The organism is Streptosporangiales bacterium, from assembly GCA_009379825.1.
Taxonomy (GTDB): domain Bacteria; phylum Actinomycetota; class Actinomycetes; order Streptosporangiales; family WHST01; genus WHST01.
The window spans coordinates 123,038-141,552 of sequence record WHTA01000003.1; the positions used below are offsets into that span (position 1 = coordinate 123,038).

Consider the following 18,515-nt stretch of genomic DNA (forward strand, 5'->3'; position numbering starts at 1 on the left):
CGATTGGAGGCCCGGCCGGTGGGAAACATCGTGCAGGTCGACGACGTCGTCAAGACGTACCCGCTCGGCGTCGGCGAGGTGGTTGCCGTCGACCACGTCACGTTCGAGATCGCCGTCGGCGAGTTCGTCGCGATCGTCGGGCGTTCTGGCAGCGGCAAGACGACGCTGCTGAACCTGCTCGCCGGCATCGACCGGCCCTCCTCGGGCACGGTGCACGCCGCGGGCGCCGACCTCGGCTCGCTGTCGGAGTCCGGGCTGGCCGGCTGGCGCGGACGCAACGTCGGCCTGGTGTTCCAGTTCTTCCAACTGCTGCCCACGCTGACCGTTGCGGAGAACGTCCTGCTGCCGATGGACTTCGCGAACACCATCCCCGCCGGCGAACGACGGGACCGCGCGCAGCAACTGCTCGAACGGGTGGACATCGGCGACCAGGCGGACAAGCTGCCCGCCACCCTGTCCGGCGGTCAGCAACAACGCGCGGCCATCGCGCGTGCGCTGGCCAACGACCCACCACTGTTGCTGGCCGACGAACCGACAGGCAACCTCGACTCGCACACGGCCGACGCGGTTCTCGGCCTGTTCGCCGACCTCAACACCGACGGACGGACCATCATCGTGGTCACGCACGAGCGCGACATCCGTTCGATCGTCGACCGCGAGATCGCCCTGCGGGACGGCCGCATCGTGACCGGCGAGGGTGAGCGGACGGAGGCGCTCGCGTGAGCCGGCTGCTGACGGTGAAGCTGCGGCGGGATCTCCGCGCGACCTGGCCGCGGCTGGCGCTGATGGTGGTCGCGATAACCGTCAGCCTGACCGCGTTCAGCGCCGTGCTCTACGCCTGGAGCGTCATCGACAGGGAGGCGCAGCGCGCATACCTCAGCACGGAGCCAGCGTCGGCCACGCTCCGGCTCGGCAAGGGTGTCGACGGCGAGGCGATGAAGGCGATCGCGGCCGAGGCGCGCGGCATGCCCGGTGTCGTGGAGGCGACCAGGCGTACCCAGTTCACCAGCGAGGTGCAGGTCGACGGCCGGCCGCGGGACATCCAGCTGCAGCTCTACGCGGCGGCGCCGGACGACCCGATGCGGATGGCGAAATTCTTCCCCGGCCGCGGCCAGTGGCCACCGGCTACCGGCGAGGTCTACGTCGGGCGCGACTCGCTGCCGCTGCTCGACCTGGCGGTCGGCGACACGGTGACCGTAGCGACCCCGGACGGCAGCCCGGCGCGGCTGCGGGTGGCGGACACCGTGTACGACCCCAGCCTGTCCCCCGCAGCGCAGGAGCAGCGGGCCCGCGGCTACCTGTCCGCGGCGGCGCTCGGCCGGCCGGACGTGTTCGACCAGCTCAAGCTCCAGGTCGCCGACCCAGGCGGGGCCACACCGAGCCGCGACCGCGACCGCATCGCGGCGGTCGCGTCCGACGTCGCCGACCGGCTGCAGCGGGAGCACGGGGTGACCGTCGCGGAGATCCAGGTTCCCGAGCCGTACGCCCATCCGCACCAGGGGCAGACCGACGCCTTGCTCACCGCGCTGCTCATCGGCGCCGGCGCGTCCCTGCTGCTGGCCGCGATCCTCGTCGCGACCATGCTCAACGGGCTGTTCACCCAACAGATACCGCAGATCGGCATCATGAAGGCGATCGGCGGCGGAGCCGGCCGCATCGGCCGGCTGTACCTGGCGATGACGCTGGTCGTCGCTGCGGCGGCGACCGTGCTCGCGCTGGCCCCCGGCATCCTGATCAGCACCGCCTTCGCCCCCGCCATCCTCGGCTTCCTCGGCATCGACGCGACCAGCCTGACGGCCGCGTGGTGGACGTACGCGGTAGTCGCCGGCACCGGCGTCGCACTGCCGGTGTCGCTGACGCTCGTCCCGCTGGTCCGGGCCAGCCGCACCACCGTGCGGGCGGCGATCGACCACCGGGGCACGGGGGCGACGCCGCGCGTGGCAACGAGCGCGCTCGCGCGGCTCGGTCGACTCGACCGCGGCCTGCTGATGTCGATCCGCAACACCGTCCGACGGCCGGCCCGCACCTTGCTGGCGGTCGGCCTGCTCGCCGGCGCCGGCATGATGTTCGTCGCCGGCATGTCGACCCGTGACGCCACCGCGGCGGTCGGCGACGACGCCGCCGAACAGCTCACCTGGGATGTCGAGGTGCAGCTGGCGAAGCCGACCCCGCCGGACGAGGTCACCGGCCGGCTCGAACGGCTGCCCGCGGTGACGAGGGTCGAGGGCTTGCAGGTGACCGCGGGCAGCCTCGCCGAGCCGGGCGAGTTCCCGCTGACCAACACGTACCCCGACCAGGGCCACGGGCGGCTGTCGGTGACGGCCGTCCCGTCTGACACCACCATGCAGACACCGCCCACGTTGCTGCAGGGCCGCTGGTTACGGCCAGGGGAGACAGGGGCGGTGGTGCTCAACCAGGTCACCGTGGCCAGCAGCGACCTCGACGTCGAGGTCGGTGACACCGTGGAGCTGAACCTCGCCGACCGCGGCGCGGCCACCAGCTGGCGGGTAGTGGGGATCGCCGAGGAGCTCGGCGCCAACAGCCGCGCCTACGTGACCGACACCGGGCTGGGCGCGGCCATGGCCCAACCCCCGCGGTCCAACACCCTCCGGATAACGACCGACCGGCACGACCAGAAGACGCGCGCGTCCGCCGCCGACGCCGCGGAGGCGGCACTCACCGACGCGGGAATCGCGGTGCGGTCCGCGGAGTCGGTCGGACGCCAGGAGACCTCCACCAGAGGGCACCTGGGGCCGGTCCTCGCCATCCTGCTGGCGACCGCGCTTCCCATGGGGCTGATCGGCTGCATCGGGCTGGGCTCGACGATGGCTGCCAACGTCCTCGAGCGCACCCGCGAGTTCGCCGTCATGCACGCGATCGGGGCACGTCCCGAGGCTGTGCGCCGCATCGTGGTCACGGAAGGCGTCATCATCGCCATGGCCAGCTGCCTGCTGGCTACCGTCCCCGCGGTCGGGCTCACGGTGGCCCTGAACGCGCTGCTCGGCAACCTGTTCGTCAACGCGGCCCTGCCGTTCCAGTTCTCGTTCCTCGCCGCGGCGATCTGGACCGCGCTGGCGGTCCTCGGCGCAATACTCGCCACCCAGGCGGCGGCGACGAGCGCCGCCCAACTGACCGTAAGGGAAGCACTGGTGGTCGCATGAGACGTCCCGACAAGACCGGAGTGCCGCGTTGGGTGAAGCTGGGCGCGCTCGTCGTCGGCATCCTCATCCTCCTGCTCGTCGTGCTGAAGCTCATCGGCCTCGGCGGCGAGCACGGGCCCAGCCGGCACGGTGCGGCGTACGTCGCCGTGGCCCGATGGTGATGCCGCCCCGGCTGCGCAAGCTCGTGCTCACCGTGCACATCGCCACCTCGGTGGGCTGGCTGGGCGCGGTCGCGGCCTACCTCGCGCTCGACGTCACCGCGGTGACCAGCGAACAGGTCGAGCTGGTGCGTGCCGCCTACCGCGCGATGGAGCTGACGGTCACCTCCGCCATCGTTCCGCTCGCGGTCGCCTCCGTACTCGTCGGCATCGTCAACGCGCTCGGCACACCGTGGGGCTTGTTCCGCCACTACTGGGTCCTCGTGAAGCTCGTACTCACGCTCGCCGCGACCGCCGTCCTCCTGGTGGAGGCGCCACGGGTCCGTGGCCTGGCGGACGCGGCGGCAGCAGCGACGGACCCACGGGACCTGCCAGGCACGCTGGCCCACTCCGTCGGCGGGCTCGTCGTCCTGCTCACCGTGCTTGCGCTGTCTACGTACAAGCCGCGCGGCGTCACCGGCTACGAGCGCAAGCGACGCAGGCGCGACAAGCTGGTCAGTACAGTGGCGACGTGACGTTCTCTGCTGACCGCCCCGAGTACCCGCACGCCGAGCGCCTCGACCTGGTCGAGGAGATCCACGGACACCGCGTCGCCGACCCGTACCGCTGGTTGGAGTACGCGGAAGCACCGGAGACGAAGGAATGGTCGGCCGCGCAGGACACGCTGTGGCAGACCACGGCCGCGATGCTGCCCGGCCGCGCCGCGTTCACCGAACGGCTCACCGAGCTGATGCGGACCGGTGCGGTGTCCGCGCCGGTGTGGCGGGGCGAGCGCGCGTTCGTCACGCGCAGGGATCCCGACCAGGACCACGCGGTGCTACTCGTGGTGGAGCCGGACGGCACCGAACGCGTGCTCGTCGACCCGAACGCGCTCGACCCGGACGGCACCACCGTGCTGGACGCCTGGCAGCCGGACAAGGAGGGGCGCCTGCTCGCGGTGCAGCTGTCCACCGGAGGCGACGAGGAGTCGAAGCTCAGCGTGCTCGACGTCGGCACCGGCGAGACCGTCGAAGGCCCGATCGACCGGTGCCGGTACTCCCCCGTCGGCTGGCTGCCCGGCGGGGAGGCGTTCTACTACACCCGCCGACTGGCGCCGGCCGACGTGCCCGCCGGCGAGGACCACTACCACCGCAGGGTCTATCTGCACCGGGTGGGCACGTCACCGGAGGATGCCGGCTGCGTGTTCGGCGCCGACAGGGACAAGACCGAGGTGCCGGCCGCGCAGGTCAGCCGCGACGGCCGGTGGCTGGTGCTGAGCACGTCCCGCGGCACCGAGCCGCGCAACGACCTGTGGCTCGCCGACCTGCACGCGTGCAGTGCGGATGCGCCGGTGCTGCGGCCGGTGCAGGAGGGCGTGGACGCGCGTACGGGCGTGCACGTCGGCCGCGACGGCCGGCTCTACGTGTTCACCGACCGCGACGCCCCACGCGGCCGGCTGTGCGTCACCGACCCGGCCACACCGGAGTACGACACCTGGCGTGAGCTTGTACCCGAGGACGCCGAGGCGATCTTCGAGGACTTCGTGATCCTCGACGGCGACGAGCTGCCCCGTCCGGTGCTGCTCGTCTCGTGGTCGCGCCACGCGGCCAGCGAGCTGACCGTGCACGACCTGGTGACCGGCGAGCGGTTGGCCGAGGTGGCACTGCCAGGCCCCGGCACCATCGGCGGCACGCGCGCACACCCGGACGGCGGGCACGAGGCGTGGTTCGCGTTCACCAGCTGGGCGGAACCGGTGCGGGTGCTGCGTTACGACGCCCGCGACGGCGCGGTGTCCACGTGGGCGACCGTGCCCGGCGAGGTGCCGTTGCCCGAGGTGCACACCACGCGGATCAGCTGCCGGTCGGCGGACGGCACGACCGTGTACGCGTCCGTCGTCTCCCCCACGGGTGCGCCGGATCGGCCACGTCCGACCGTCCTCTACGGGTACGGCGGCTTCAACATCTCCATGACGCCCGCGTACTCGGCCACGGCGCTGGCGTGGGCCGCGGCCGGCGGCACGTACGTGGTCGCGAACCTGCGCGGCGGCAACGAGGAAGGCGAGGAGTGGCACCGCGCCGGCATGTTCGGCAACAAGCAGAACGTCTTCGACGACTTCTACGCCGTCGCGGAACAGCTGATCGCGGACGGCTGGACGACCCGCGAACAGCTCGCCGCGTCCGGCGGCTCGAACGGCGGCCTGCTCGTCGGCGCCGCCGTCACCCAGCGCCCGGACCTGTTCGCCGCGGCCGTCTCGTCGGCCCCGGTGCTCGACATGGTGCGGTACGAGCGGTTCTTCATCGGCGCCATGTGGAACGTCGAGTACGGCAGCGCCGACGACCCGGAAGCCCTCGGCTGGCTGCTGGGTTACTCGCCGTACCACAACGCCCGCGAGGACAAGGCGTACCCGGCCGTCCTGCTGTCCGTCTTCGACAGCGACACCCGAGTGGACCCGGCCCACGCCCGCAAGATGTGCGCAGCGCTGCAACACGCCACCACGAGCACCCGCCCAGTCCTCCTCCGCCGCGAGTCCAACGTCGGCCACTCCGCCCGCTCGGTCAGCCGCATGGCCGCCTACACCGCGGACCTCCTGGCGTTCCTCGCCGCAGGCACCAACCTGGCACCCTGAAGCGTCAGCCAGACGCCTCAGGCGCCGCCTCGATAGCCGCCTCGATCTGGTCGAGGTACTCCCACCAGTCCTCACCCTCGTCCCGGTATGCACCGAGGACACCTGCTGCAAGGACGAACGGGAGACGAACCACATCGTCAGGCGCGAAGTACTGATCGAGCGCCTCGCCTCCGAATACGCCCTTCGCCAGGTACGTGTGAAGCTCATCGACCGTCAGGGAGTAGCGATCTTCCGCTTCCGAGATCGTCGCGGCGACCTCCCGTAGGTCACTGTCGGACGGGCTCTCGCCACCACAGGCATCGATCACAGCGACTGCAGCAATATTGGCCGCCAACTGCATCGCACTGGTGAGCTTCTCACCGTCGAGCGCCATCAGGGTCTTCTGGAAGTCTTCGAACTCGGCACGCAGGGCATGCCCGAACAACTTTCGCGTAGGCCCTTCAATGGCTGGATCGATCGACATCCTTCTGCTCCCTCCGATGCCTGAACCAGGCAACACCTGCCACGAATGCACCCGCCGCGCTGATGGCCAAGGTAACCGGCACCTGGACGACCGACGGCAATGCCGAGAATGCGTTCTGCACGACTTCCCAACTGGTGCCTGCGAGCGCCACGCCGGCACCCATGCCTTCTGTTGTTGGCAACCGACGTGGACGCTCAGTCGGTTGCTGGTGAGTCGAACGCAGCCGGCCCGTCGCCTCTGAACGCCTTCCAACACCCACCCGCCTGCGGCGTCGGTGTGCTCCCTGAGCAGGGGTGGTCGCCACCGATGTGGGAGGCGGTGTGGAAGTGCTCGGGGACCCGCTGGGCTGCCGCGGTAGTCAACCCTGTTCTAGGGCCTGTGCTTGGCCTAGGGCCTCGTCCAGTTTGTCCTTGGCTTGCACGAGGAGGCCGCTGGCCTCCTCGATGGTCGCCTTCAGTTGCTCGGTCTGCGCGATGTTCGACTGGTTGCCGTACGCCGTCGCGGCGGTCAGGGCCTCGCCGGCGGAGGTCTCCGCCTGGGTGGCGTTGGCCTGGCCGCTCTCGACGTCCTTGATCGTCGTGGAGAGGATCTCGACGACGTCACTGAGTGCACTCACGCGGGTCCTTCCCCCGAAGGCAGGTCCTCGGAAAGTCTTCGAGCACGCATCGTGCCTCACACGTTACCGGCCGCGCAACGTCAGGCACAGGTGCGGCACGTCCGATTCGTTCAAGACGGGCTACGGGCACCGGCCGTAGCGTCGCCGGCATGACTGCACTGCGATTCCACTTCATCGGCCTGGCCGTCGCCGACATCGCCGCGTCGCTCGCGTTCTACCGGCAGCTCGGCGTCGACATCCCCGCCGACGCCGACCAGCAACCGCACGTGGAGGCGGAGCTGCCCGGCGGCACGCTGCTCGCCTGGGACACGGTCGACACCATCCGCTCGTTCGACCCCAACTGGACGCCGCCAGCCGGCGGGGCACGCGTCGCGCTCGCGTTCGCCTGCGCCAGCCCGGCCGAGGTCGACGCCTGGTACGCGAAGCTGGTGGCTGCCGGGCACCCGAGCTACCTGGCGCCGTTCGACGCGTTCTGGGGACAGCGCTACGCGGTCGTCAACGACCCGGACGGCAACCACGTCGACCTGTTCGCCGCGCTGCCCGGCTGACCTACGCGACGGCGAGCAGCGTGGACAGCGAAGCACCGTTCAGCGCCCGGACCTCCCGCGACATGTGCGCCTGGTCGGCGTAGCCGGCGGTCGCGGCCGCGGCGGCGAACGGCGTGCCGCGCCTGGCCAGGTCGACCGCGCGCCGCATCCGGAGGATGCGCGTCAGCGTCTTCGGGCCGTAGCCGAACACCGGGAGGCACCGCCGGTGCAGCTGCCGTTCGCTGAACCCGAGCTCGGCGGCCATCCGCGTCACCGGCAGGCCCGCGGCGGCACGCGAGCGCGGACAACGGCACCCGCGCATCGCGCAGCTCGTGCGCAGGCACGCCGAAGAACGAAGGGCCGAGACCGGGCGCGAACCGCAGCCCGACGAAGGTGGTGTCGGGGCGTACGGGCCCGTAGTTCGGCGTCGTGTCCGGCCCGGCGACGAGCAGCTCGCCGGCCACCCAGATCACGTCCATGCAGCCGTCCGGTGGCCACCGGCAGCGGGCTCGCCACGTCGGTCGACCGGCGCCGCCACAACACCGCGCCAGGCAGCGTCGCCCCCCACTCCTCGTACACGCCATCGGCATCTCACCGGCCACCGACAACTAGGGTGAACAGGTGATCCGACCCAGCTACCCGCTGCGCACCGCCCGCCTGGACCTCCGCCCGTTCACCGCCGACGACTTCGCCGGTCTGCACGCCATCCACAGCGACCCCGACGTGGTGCGCTACCTGCACTGGCACCCGCTCGACGAGGCCTCCACCGAGGTCGCGCTGGCCCGCAGGACGCGACGCACCACCCTCATCGACGCCGGCGACTCGCTCAGCCTCGCCGTCGTCGAACGCGAGACCGGCGCGCTCGCCGGCGACGCCACGTTCTTCTGGCGCAGCGAGCAGAGCAGGCAGGGCGAGATCGGCTACGTCTTCAACCCCGCGTTCCACGGCCGCGGCTACGCGACGGAGACCGCGGAGGAGCTGGTGCGGTTCGGGTTCGAGGAGCTCGGTCTGCACCGGGTCACCGGCCGGCTGGACGGCCGCAACACCGCGTCCGCGCGGGTGCTGGAACGGCTCGGCATGCGCAGGGAAGCCCACCTCAGGCAGAACGAGCTGGTCAAGGGCGAGTGGGCGGACGAGGTCGTGTACGGGCTGCTCGCCGACGAGTGGCGCGCCCGCAGCGACCGGACCTGACGCCCGCCGCCGGGTGCACCCAGCGGCCCACCTGCGGACACGACCGCCGGTTGGCCGCTACGCTGCCTGACCGTGGACGCAATCGCGCACGCCCCCTGGTACTACAAGCTGCTCGCCGTCGTCTTGACCGTGCTGGTCGCGTTCGGCCTGCGGTTGGTCCTCGGGATCGTCATCACCCGGGTCTCCCGCCGGATCGGCGAGAGCCGGATGCCGCAGTGGAAGGTGTTCCCCGGCCGCAGCGCCGCGCTGCTGTCCGAACGCCGTGACCAGCGCACCCAGACGGCGGCGTCGCTGCTGAACAGCATCGCGTCGTTCCTCCTGTTCCTCACTGCCGTCATCCTCATCCTCGGCTACCTCGACGTCGAGCTGACCAAGGTGTTCGCCGGCGTCGGCGTGCTCAGCCTGATCGTCGGCTTCGGGGCCAGGGAGATCATCAGCGACTTCCTCACCGGCATCGCCATGCTCAGCGCCGACCAGTACGGCGTCGGCGACGTGGTCGACGTCGGCTCCGTGCCGGGCACCATCGTCGGCACCGTGGAGGCGGTCGGGCTGCGCACCACCCGGCTGCGCGACGCCGACGGCAGCGTCTGGTACGTACGCAACGGCCAGATCGCGCGGGTCGGCAACTTCAGCCAGGGCTGGGGGCGCGCGGTGATCGACGTGCCGGTGCCCGCCGACCGCGACCCGGACGACGTCCGCGAGGTGCTCGCCGGGATGGCCAGCTCGATGCGCGACGAGCCGCCGTGGCAGAGCGTGATCCTCGACGAGCCGGACGTCGCGGGCATCGTCGAGCTCGGCACCGACCACTACGTCGTGCAGGTCACCGTCCGCACGTCGCCGTTGCGCGAGCAGGAGGTCGCCGCCGAGCTCAGGGAACGGTTCAGGGACGTGCTGGACACCGAGAACGCCGGCGCCGGCGCCGGCACCGGCGAGGGCACCCCGGCGGAATCCGCCTAGCGCCACCGGCCGCGGGTGCGATGATGGCACCGCTGCCGAGGAGGTGCAGATGACCGTCGACACGCTGCTGACCGTGGTGCCCCCCGACCGGGTCGTCACCGACCCCGACCTGCTGCGCTCCTACGAGCACGACGAGGCCGAGTGGGCTCCGCACGGCGCCCCGCTCGCCGTCGTGCGGCCGACCAACACCGCAGAGGTCCAGGCCACGGTCAGGTACTGCGTCGACCACCGGGTGCCGCTGGTCACCAGGGGTGCGGGCACCGGCCTGTCCGGCGGCGCCAACGCCACGGACGGCTGCGTCGTGCTCTCCACCGAGCGGATGACGGACATCGTGGAGATCGACACCGCGGAACGGCTCGCCGTGGTGCAGCCGGGAGTCGTCAACGACGACCTGCGGGCACGCAGCGCAAAGGACGGTCTCTGGTACCCGCCGGACCCGGCCAGCGCACCGTGGTCGACGATCGGCGGCAACGTCGCGACCAACGCCGGCGGGCTGTGCTGCGTCAAGTACGGCGTCACCCGCGACTACGTGCTCGGGCTGGAGGTCGTCACCGGGCGCGGCGACGTGGTGCGGCTCGGCCGACGGACGGCGAAGAGCTCCGCCGGGTACGACCTGTGCGGGCTGATGGTGGGCTCGGAGGGCACGCTCGGCGTGCTCACGGAGGTCACCGTCCGGCTGCGGCCGCTGCAGCCGCCGCAGCAGACGGTCGCCGGCTACTTCGACTCGATCGTGGACGCCGGCCGTGCGGTGAGCGCGGTGACCGCCGCCGGCATCGTGCCGTCCGCGCTCGAGCTGGTCGACAGGCACTGCCTCGCCGCCGTGGACGCGTGGAAGAACATGGGCCTGTCGGTGGACGCGAACGTCGTGCTGCTCGGCCGCACCGACGCACCCGGGGTGGCCGGGGACGCCGAGGCCGAGGGCATGCTGGAGTGCTTCCGCGGCGCGGGCGCGAGCTGGGCCGACCGGTCCACCACGCCGGAGGAGGCGGAGGCGCTGTTCCAGGCGCGCCGGCTCGCCTACCCCGCGCTCGAGCGGCTCGGCCCGCTGCTCACCGAGGACGTCTGCGTACCGCGCGACCTGGTGCCCGAGATGCTCAGCCGGATCGAGCAGGCCGCCGCACGGTACGACACGCAGATCGCCAACGTGGCCCACGCCGGCGACGGCAACCTGCACCCGCTGCTGATCACGCCGACCGGCGACGAGGAGGCCAAGGCGCGGGCACAACGGGCGTTCGCCGACATCATCGAGGCGGCCATCGAGCTCGGCGGCACGGTCACCGGCGAGCACGGCGTCGGCCTGCTGAAGCGCGACGGCCTACGCGACCAGCTGAGCGGCCCGGTGCTCGAGATGCACCGCGCGGTCAAGGCGGCGCTCGACCCGTACGGCATCCTCAACCCGGGCAAGGTGATCGGCTAGCCACGCCAGGTGTCGACCAGCCAGCCGCACAGCTCCGAACTCCGCCGCCCGCCGCAGCGGCGGTCGGACTCCGTAGGGTGGAGGCATGAGTGACGGTGGACGGCAGTCCTTCTACGACAAGGTCGGCGGCGAGGCGACCTTTCGCAAGATCGTGGCCAGGTTCTACGCGGGTGTCGCGGAGGACCCGCTGCTGCGTGGCATGTACCCGGAGGACCTGGACGAGTCGGCCGACCACCTGCGGATGTTCCTCGAGCAGTACTGGGGCGGGCCGCGGACGTACAGCGAGCAGCGCGGCCACCCGCGGCTGCGGATGCGGCACGCGCCGTTCCGGGTCGACGAGGTCGCCAGGGACGCCTGGCTGAAGCACATGCGCGACGCGCTCGACGAGGCCGAGCTGGCACCCGAGCACGACCAGGAGCTGTGGACCTACCTGGTGATGGCCGCGAACAGCCTGGTCAACACCGTGGACGAGGACGACCCCCGGTCGGCCGAGCCGAAGGGCCCCTCGCTGCTCTGACCGGCGCCCCACTCGACCGGGCAGGCCTGACATAGTGGTGCAGTCCGGGCATTCGGCGAGCTGCGGAGGGAGAGCCGATGCGCGCCCACACGTCGTCGGGGCCCGGGCGACTCCTCCGCCGCTGCGCCGTCGCACTGTCGCTGGCGCTCGCCGCGACGGCCGCCTGCACCGGCGGTGACGACGAGGCCACCGACACCCCCACCCCCGCCCCGTCCGTCAGCAGCGCCCGCACCTGCGCGCCACGGCCGGACGTGCCGAAGCACCAGATGCGCGGCATGTGGGTCGCCTCGGTACGCAGCCTGGACTGGCCGAGCAAGCCGGGGCTGTCGGTACGCGAGCAGCAGGCGGAGCTGGTCGCGCAGCTCGACCTGGCCCGCGAGAACCGGCTGAACGCGGTCTTCCTGCAGGTGCGCCCGAGCGGGGACACGTTCTGGCCGTCCGAGCTCGAGCCGTGGTCGCAGTGGCTGAGCGGCAAGCAGGGCAAGGACCCCGGCTACGACCCGCTGGCGTTCGCCGTCCGGGAGGCGCACGAGCGCAACATCGAGCTGCACGCCTGGTTCAACCCGTACCGCGCGAGCTTCGAGGCACCGCCGGTCGACCTCACGCGCGGGCACCCGGCGCGGCAGCACCCGAGCTGGGTGTTCAAGTACGGCAAGGACCTCTACTACGACCCCGGCGTACCGGCGGCCAGGGAGTTCGTGCAGCGCGTGGTGCTCGAGGCCGTCCGCCGCTACGACATCGACGGCGTGCACTTCGACGACTACTTCTACCCGTACCCGCTGCCGGGGAAGCAGCTGCCCGACAAGCGGACGTTCGCGAGGTACGGCGACGGCTTCGACCACATCGGCGCGTGGCGCAGGCACAACGTGAACACCATGGTCCGCGACGTCGGCCGCCGGATCCACGCGGAGAAGCCGGCGGTGAAGTTCGGCATCAGCCCGTTCGGCATCTGGAAGAACGACAGCAGCGACCCGCGCGGCTCGCCGACGAAGGGCCTGGAGTCGTTCCACGCGATCTACGCCGACTCGCGTACCTGGGTCAAGCGCGGGTGGATCGACTACGTCGCCCCTCAGCTGTACTGGCACCGCGGTTTCGCCGTCGCCGACTACGCGAAGCTCGTGCCCTGGTGGGCAGACCTGGTGCGCGACACCGACGTGCACCTGTACATCGGCCAGGCCGCGTACCGGCTCGGCACCGAGAAGGCGTGGCGCTCCCGCGACGTGCTGAGCGCGAACCTCGCCCTGAACCGCAACTATCCGGCCGTGCGCGGCGACGTCTACTTCAACGCCGCAAGCGTCCGCGAGGACCGCGGCCGCGGCTTCAGCCGGCTGGTCGACGACCACTACTCCAGGCCCGCCATGCTGCCCCCCATCGACCACCTGGGCGGCCGCGCGCCAGGGGCGCCCCGGGTGCTCGGCGCGACCGCAGCCGACGACGGGGTCACCGTGCGGTGGCGCGACGGCCCCGGACGCACACCCACCTCGTACGCCGTCTACCGGGTCGCCGGCGAGTCCGCGTCGCCGTGCGCGTTCGCCGACGCACGGAGCCTGGTCGCCACCGTGCGCCGCGGCGACCGGCAGACGTTCGTCGACCGCACGGCGGAGGACGGCACGACGTACACGTACTACGTCACCGGCGTCGACCGCCTCGGCAACGAGAGCCAGCCAGGCCCCGGCCGTACGACGGGCTAACGGCACCGATGAGTCCGCGCCGCGGCGGTGGTCTGCCTCCCGAGACCAAGCGACCACGGGAGCGACCATGCACGACCGCCTGCCGGCGATCGGCAGCATCCTGCTGGCGAGCACCGAGCCGCGCCGGCTGCGCAGCTGGTACGAGCTCGCCTTCGACGTGACCGCGGACCACGACGGGTTCCTGCACCTCGGCGCGGTCGGCCTGCTGATCGACGGGCGCGGCGACGTGACCACCCGCACCGCGGAGCCGGCGCGGGTCCTGCTCAACGTGCACGTCGCCGACGCCCGTGCGACGGCCGAGCACCTCGACTCGCTCGACGTCCACTGGGTGGCCGCGCTCGAGTACCGCGACGACGCCGGCGCGTGGTTCGGCACGGTGCTCGACCCGGACGGCAACTACGTGCAGATCGTCGAGCTCACCCCCGCCTACTGGCGGCACCGCCGCCGGCGCGCCGGCGCGGCCGAGCACGGCCTGCTCGCCGACGCCGCGGTCGCGTCCCGGCTGCCCGCGCAGGACCTCGACCGGGCGCGCAGGTTCTACACGGAGAAGCTGGGTCTCGGGCCGGCGGAGAGCCGGCCCGGTGGCCTGCGGTACGAGTGCCGCGCGGGCGGCTTCTCGCTCTTCGAGAGCGCCGGCGAGCCGTCCGGCGCGCACACCCAGATGGCGTTCCAGGTGACCGATCTGGACGCGGTCGTCGCCGAGCTGCGCGGCCGCGGCGTCGTCTTCGAGGAGGTCGACGTCCCCGGCCTGCAGACCGTCGACGGGGTCACCGAGGTGACCGGCAACTACCCGTCGGCCGGCGGTGACGGCGAGCGGGCCGCGTGGTTCCGCGACAGCGAGGGCAACCTGCTCGGCATCGGGCAGCCGGTCCGAGAGTCACGGTCGACCACACCGCGCGTCGGAACGTAACGAGACCGGGCGCTCTGGGACGATCAGTAGCTGGTACTTGCCACCCGTGACCAGGCCTGCCCGGAGGGTCCTGTGAGCGCGCCGACGCCGCGCCCCGACAGCCAGTACATGCCAGGAATCGACGGCCTGCGCGCGCTCTCCGTGCTCGCCGTCATCGGCTACCACCTCGACATACCGCTGCTGCGCGGCGGTTTCCTCGGCGTGGACACGTTCTTCGTCATCAGCGGGTTCCTCATCACCGACCTCCTGTTCAACGAGTGGCGCGACCACGGGCGGGTCGACCTGAAGGCGTTCTGGGTGCGCCGCGCGCGGCGGCTGCTGCCCGCGCTGTGGCTGCTCCTCGCCGCCGTCGCGGCCGTCGTCACGGTCATCGGCGGCGACGTCGGCGCCGGCCTGCGCGGCAACGTGGCCGCCGCGCTGGCGTACGTGAGCAACTGGTGGCAGGTCGCCGAGCAGACGTCGTACGTCGCCCAGTTCGGACCGCCCCCGCCACTGCTGCACCTGTGGTCGCTCGCGGTCGAGGAGCAGTTCTACCTGGTCTGGCCGCTGCTACTCGTCGGTCTCGTGCGGGTGCTCCGCAGCCGCCAGGCACTTGCCGCCGTCGCGTTGCTCGCCGCCGCCGGCTCGATCGCCTGGATGTGGGTCACCTTCCAGCCGGGCACCGACCCTTCGCGGGCCTACTACGGCACCGACACGCACGCGTTCGGTCTGCTGCTCGGCGCCGCGCTCGCGCTTGGCGTCGGCTCCCGGCGGCTGCGGCTTGCCAGCACCACCGCGTGCGAGGTGCTCGCCGTCCTCGGTGTCGCCGCGCTCCTGCTGCTCGGCTACCTGACCGTGTCGCTCGGCGACGCGAGCACGTCAGCCTACCGCGGCGGCATCGCCGCCGCGTCGGTGGCAGCGACCGTGCTCGTCGCCGCCGCGGCCACCGACGGCGTCCTCGGCAGGGCGCTCGGCGTCCCGCCGCTGCGCTGGTTGGGGCGGCGCTCGTACGGGCTGTACCTGTGGCACTGGCCGGTCATCGCGCTCACCGCCGCCACCGTACCCGGGTGGGCGGACCGCTGGCCGGTGCGGCTCGCCGAGGTCGCGCTCGCCATGGGGCTCGCCGCCGCGTCGTGGCGCTTCGTCGAACGACCCGCGCAGCGCGCCGGCATCGGCGCCAGCCTGCGCACGCTGTTCCGCGGCCTGGTCTCGCGCGGCAGCGGGCCCGCGTGCCGGCTGGCCCCGGTCGCTCTCGTCACGGTACTCGGGCTGGCCGGCACCGGCTGCCTGCTCGCGCCGGCGAAGACCCAGCTGCAGGCGCGGCTGGAGGCGGGACGCCAGTCGCTCGGCGACGCCACCGAGCGCCCGCGGCCCACCACGCCGGCGGCGACCACGTCACACGCACCCACGCCGCCGGCAACCAACACGCAGATCGACGGGCAGGATGTCACCGCCGTCGGCAACTCGGTGATGCTCGGCGCGGCACCCGCGCTCGACGAGCAGCTGCCCGGCATCTACATCGACGCCGATGAGGACCGGTCGATGGCCGTGGTGCCCGACCTCCTCGCCGGGTACGAGTCGGATGGCACCCTCAGGGACGTCGTGGTCGTCGGCGTCGCGGACAACGGCGGGGTGAGCGCGGCGACCATCGAGCGGACCATGAACGTTGTCGGCGAGGAACGCACGATCGTCTTCGTCACCACGCCGCTGGACGACTCGGTGGGCCAGGCGGCCAACGAGGCGCTGCGCGCTGCCGCCAGGACGCACGGCAACGTCCGGCTGGCGAAGTGGTCGACGTACGCGCACCACCACCCGGACCGGCTGATCTCGGACGGCGTGCACCCACGGGCGAACGGCAGCAAGGCGTACGCCAGGCTCATCGAGCAGGCGGCCGAGCGCCCGCGGCGCTGACCGTCAGAACTTGGGCATCACCGGGGTCGCGGCCATCGACGCGGGGTCGTGGAACGCGTAGCTGTCGGCGTCCTTGGCGTACGTCTCCGCGTACTTCGCGACCCTGTCGGTGTCCAGCTCGACACCGATGCCGGGCGCGTCCGGCACCTCGAGGCAGCCGTCCACGTACGGCAGCGGGCTCGCGCCGGCGACGATGTCGTCGGTGAGCAGCGACCCGTAGCCCTGGCTGGCGTGCACGAAGTTCGGCGTGGCCGCCATCACGTGCAGGGCGGCGTACATGGCGATGCCGAGCTCGCCGAGGCTGTGCTTGAGCACCGGCAGGCCGGCGGTCTCGGCCAGGCCGGCCGAGCGCTTCAGGTTCAGCAGCCCGCCGTCCATCTGGTTGTCCACGCTGAGCACGTCGGCCGCGGCGTACCTGATCACCTCGAGCTGGTCCCAGCGGGTCCACGACGCCTCGTTGGCCAGCAGCGGCATCGGCAGCCGCTGCCGCAGGTACACCATCTCCGGCAGGTTGCGTCCGGAGATCGGCTGCTCGGCCAGCTCGATGCCGTGCTCGTGCATCTCGGTGAGGATCTTGATCGCCGCGGACGCCGACCACGCCTCGTTCGCGTCCACCCGGATCTTGACGTCCGGCCCGCCGCCGTCGCGGATCGCCGCGACCCGCTCGATGTCCACGCGCGGGTCGTCCGAGCCGACCTTCAGGTAGAACGTCCGGTAGCCGGCCCGCGCGCCCTTCGCGGTGTCGGTGGCCAGCTCCGCCGGCGGCTTGCGGCTGAGGTAGTAGAAGTACTCCACCCGGTCGCGCACCCGGCCGCCGAACAGGTTCACCAGCGGCTGGCCGCAGATCTTCCCGACGATGTCCCAGCACGCCATCTCCACCGCGCCGATCGCCGGGCTGGTCGCCTTCACGTGGTGCCAGGTGCCGACCACGTTCACCCGCTTCATGATCCGCTCGATTGCGAACGGGTCCTCGCCGACGACCAGCGGCTCGATCGACGTCAGCACAGCCTGCACGATGTCGGCGGACGGGTACGCCGCCGCCTCGCCGAGACCGACCACGCCCTCGTCGGTACGCACCTGCACGATGACGCCGGTCATCCCCTTCCGTGCTCCGAACGCCCAGCGCTCGTCCTCGTAGAACGGCACCGCCACCGGCGTGGCGTCGATCCCCGTAATGCGCACCTGGTCTCCTTCGCTCGTTGGTGATGCTGGACGTCAGCCGACCACGATCGGCTCGCGGTCCGCCTCGGTGAGGATCTCGCCGCCGGACGCGGTGACCAGCACCGTGTCGGAGACGACGAAGTCCGCGGGGTCCTGGCCGAGCAGCCACGACAGCACGTGGAACGTCATGCCCTCGGCCAGCACCAGCTCGCTGCCCGGCCGCAGGCCCTTGACCCGGCTGCCACCGACCCAGCTCGGCGGGAAGCCGAGCCCGACCAGGTAGCCGCAGTGGTGCCTGCGGTACCTGTCGTGCCCGAGCCCCTCGTCCACGACCTGTTGCCACGCCTCGTACACCGCCTCGCCGGACACGCCGGGGCGCATCGCGTCGCGTACGGCGTGCAGGCCGGCGACGGCGATCTCGCCCGCCCGCTCGGTGCCGGCCGGCGGCTCGCCGACGTACACCATCCGCGTCATCGGCGCGTGGTACCTGCCCACGCACCCGGACAGCTCGAGGAACAACGCGTCGCCGGAGTGCAGTATGCGGTCGCTCCACGTCACATGTTCCTGCAGCAGCCGGTCGCGGGTCCTGATCAGCGGCACGAACCCCGGGTAGTCGCTGCCGGCAGTGATCATCGCCTGGTAGACGGCGGCGGCGACGTCGCGTTCCGACGCGCCCTCCTTCACCGTCTCGATCCCCGCCCGCATCGCCGCCGACGTGGTCGCGGCGGCCTGCCGGGCGCAGGCGACCTCGGCGGCCGACGGCACCAGCCGCGCGGCCTCCACCACCCCGGACCCGTCGACCAGGTCGCGGTCGACCAGCCGGGCGCGCAGCGTGTCCCACACCAGCGGCGGCAACGCGTTCAGGTCGCGCTCGACACCGATCTGGTCACCCGCGTCGGTCACCTCGAACACCGCACGCACCAGGCCGTCGGCCGGCGTCTCCACGTCGGTGTACGGCAGGTGCGCGCAGCCGACCGCCTGTGCGGCGACGGTGGGGTGCTCCATCGCGCGGGTCACCAACATCGGCGTACCGACCGCCGGGACGACAAGCGCGTTCAGCGCGAAGAAACCCTGACAGTCCAAGGCGGTGAGGTAGTGGATGTTCTCCGCGCCCACCACCACCTGGGCAGCGAGCCCACGCTCGACCATGGTCTGCCTGACCAGGTCGAGCCGACGACCGTACTCCTCGACCGGGAACCGCGCCACGGGCACTCCTGCAACCCACACGACGGCGCACGGTACAGCCGTCTC

General features: G+C 72.0%; 16 protein-coding genes and 2 pseudogenes. 13 read left to right on the forward strand and 5 right to left on the reverse strand.

The genetic code is table 11. From position 1 onward, the window contains the following. Positions 1 to 18 precede the first annotated feature (18 nt). The 4 genes from GEV07_02780 to GEV07_02795 all read left to right on the forward strand — a co-directional run bounded on the left by GEV07_02780 (position 19) and on the right by GEV07_02795 (position 5,924). The gene (locus GEV07_02780; protein MQA01689.1) at positions 19 to 723 is read left to right on the forward strand and encodes an ATP-binding cassette domain-containing protein; all 705 of its coding nucleotides are present in this window, start codon (positions 19 to 21) and stop codon (positions 721 to 723) included. After that, the gene (locus GEV07_02785; protein MQA01690.1) at positions 720 to 3,161 is read left to right on the forward strand and encodes an FtsX-like permease family protein; all 2,442 of its coding nucleotides are present in this window, start codon (positions 720 to 722) and stop codon (positions 3,159 to 3,161) included. The genes GEV07_02780 and GEV07_02785 overlap by 4 nt, the downstream gene beginning before the upstream one ends. A 160-nt stretch (positions 3,162 to 3,321) precedes the next feature. Further along, complete coding sequence (locus tag GEV07_02790) at positions 3,322 to 3,834, forward strand: DUF2269 domain-containing protein (GenBank protein MQA01691.1); 513 nt, start codon at positions 3,322 to 3,324, stop codon at positions 3,832 to 3,834. Beyond that, a complete protein-coding gene (locus tag GEV07_02795; protein MQA01692.1) occupies positions 3,831 to 5,924 on the forward strand; it encodes a prolyl oligopeptidase family serine peptidase in 2,094 nt (697 codons plus the stop codon). The genes GEV07_02790 and GEV07_02795 overlap by 4 nt, the downstream gene beginning before the upstream one ends. Before the next feature lie 4 nt (positions 5,925 to 5,928). Here the strand turns inward: GEV07_02795 and GEV07_02800 are convergent, their stop codons facing one another. Together GEV07_02800 and GEV07_02805 are read right to left on the reverse strand one after the other, a co-directional pair. Beyond that, the gene (locus GEV07_02800; protein ID MQA01693.1) at positions 5,929 to 6,387 is read right to left on the reverse strand and encodes a hypothetical protein; all 459 of its coding nucleotides are present in this window, start codon (positions 6,385 to 6,387) and stop codon (positions 5,929 to 5,931) included. A 358-nt stretch (positions 6,388 to 6,745) separates the two neighbouring features. Beyond that, positions 6,746 to 7,003: a hypothetical protein gene (locus GEV07_02805; protein ID MQA01694.1), complete on the reverse strand. Its 258-nt coding sequence runs from the start codon at positions 7,001 to 7,003 to the stop codon at positions 6,746 to 6,748. A 149-nt stretch (positions 7,004 to 7,152) separates the two neighbouring features. Here GEV07_02805 and GEV07_02810 point away from each other — a divergent pair, with 149 nt between their 5' ends. Continuing rightward, positions 7,153 to 7,551, forward strand: a complete 399-nt coding sequence (locus GEV07_02810; protein MQA01695.1) for a glyoxalase — start codon at positions 7,153 to 7,155, stop codon at positions 7,549 to 7,551. Position 7,552: 1 nt separating this feature from the next. Here GEV07_02810 and GEV07_02815 read toward each other — a convergent pair. Beyond that, positions 7,553 to 8,109 (reverse strand): annotated as a pseudogene (locus tag GEV07_02815) (helix-turn-helix domain-containing protein). A gap of 42 nt (positions 8,110 to 8,151) precedes the next feature. On the opposite strand from GEV07_02815, the gene GEV07_02820 reads away from it, so the two are divergent. From GEV07_02820 to GEV07_02855, 8 genes and pseudogenes are all read left to right on the forward strand, one after another. After that, the gene (locus tag GEV07_02820) at positions 8,152 to 8,721 is read left to right on the forward strand and encodes a GNAT family N-acetyltransferase (protein ID MQA01696.1); all 570 of its coding nucleotides are present in this window, start codon (positions 8,152 to 8,154) and stop codon (positions 8,719 to 8,721) included. Positions 8,722 to 8,793: 72 nt separating this feature from the next. Continuing rightward, positions 8,794 to 9,678: a mechanosensitive ion channel gene (locus GEV07_02825; GenBank protein MQA01697.1), complete on the forward strand. Its 885-nt coding sequence runs from the start codon at positions 8,794 to 8,796 to the stop codon at positions 9,676 to 9,678. Between the two features lie 49 nt (positions 9,679 to 9,727). Further along, positions 9,728 to 11,095 carry an FAD-binding protein gene (locus tag GEV07_02830; protein ID MQA01698.1) on the forward strand — a complete coding sequence of 456 codons (1,368 nt, stop codon included), beginning with the start codon at positions 9,728 to 9,730 and terminating at the stop codon, positions 11,093 to 11,095. Positions 11,096 to 11,180: 85 nt separating this feature from the next. Continuing rightward, positions 11,181 to 11,612: a globin gene (locus GEV07_02835; protein ID MQA01699.1), complete on the forward strand. Its 432-nt coding sequence runs from the start codon at positions 11,181 to 11,183 to the stop codon at positions 11,610 to 11,612. Positions 11,613 to 11,689: 77 nt separating this feature from the next. Beyond that, positions 11,690 to 13,303, forward strand: a complete 1,614-nt coding sequence (locus GEV07_02840) for a family 10 glycosylhydrolase (protein ID MQA01700.1) — start codon at positions 11,690 to 11,692, stop codon at positions 13,301 to 13,303. A 67-nt stretch (positions 13,304 to 13,370) separates the two neighbouring features. Then, positions 13,371 to 13,724, forward strand: a pseudogene (locus tag GEV07_02845) (hypothetical protein). Positions 13,725 to 13,775: 51 nt separating this feature from the next. Continuing rightward, positions 13,776 to 14,213, forward strand: coding sequence for a VOC family protein (locus tag GEV07_02850; protein ID MQA01701.1), 438 nt, complete (start codon positions 13,776 to 13,778; stop codon positions 14,211 to 14,213). 72 nt (positions 14,214 to 14,285) lie between these two features. Then, on the forward strand, positions 14,286 to 16,103 hold the full coding sequence (locus GEV07_02855) for an acyltransferase family protein (GenBank protein MQA01702.1): 1,818 nt from the start codon (positions 14,286 to 14,288) through the stop codon (positions 16,101 to 16,103). A gap of 3 nt (positions 16,104 to 16,106) precedes the next feature. Here GEV07_02855 and GEV07_02860 read toward each other — a convergent pair whose 3' ends face one another. Then, positions 16,107 to 17,285 (reverse strand): mandelate racemase, encoded by a 1,179-nt coding sequence (locus GEV07_02860; GenBank protein MQA01703.1) that lies wholly within the window; start codon positions 17,283 to 17,285, stop codon positions 16,107 to 16,109. Positions 17,286 to 17,318: 33 nt separating this feature from the next. Beyond that, positions 17,319 to 18,470, reverse strand: a complete 1,152-nt coding sequence (locus GEV07_02865) for a M24 family metallopeptidase (GenBank protein ID MQA01704.1) — start codon at positions 18,468 to 18,470, stop codon at positions 17,319 to 17,321. Positions 18,471 to 18,515 lie beyond the last annotated feature (45 nt).

Excerpts from the sequence above, each read along its gene's own strand:
- GEV07_02790 (MQA01691.1), top strand. The coding sequence starts at position 3,322 with ATGCCGCCCCGGCTGCGCAAGCTCGTGCTCACCGTGCACATCGCCACC.
- GEV07_02800 (MQA01693.1), bottom strand. The coding sequence starts at position 6,387 with ATGTCGATCGATCCAGCCATTGAAGGGCCTACGCGAAAGTTGTTCGGG.
- GEV07_02810 (MQA01695.1), top strand. The coding sequence starts at position 7,153 with ATGACTGCACTGCGATTCCACTTCATCGGCCTGGCCGTCGCCGACATC.
- GEV07_02830 (MQA01698.1), top strand. The coding sequence starts at position 9,728 with ATGACCGTCGACACGCTGCTGACCGTGGTGCCCCCCGACCGGGTCGTC.
- GEV07_02835 (MQA01699.1), top strand. The coding sequence starts at position 11,181 with ATGAGTGACGGTGGACGGCAGTCCTTCTACGACAAGGTCGGCGGCGAG.
- GEV07_02840 (MQA01700.1), top strand. The coding sequence starts at position 11,690 with ATGCGCGCCCACACGTCGTCGGGGCCCGGGCGACTCCTCCGCCGCTGC.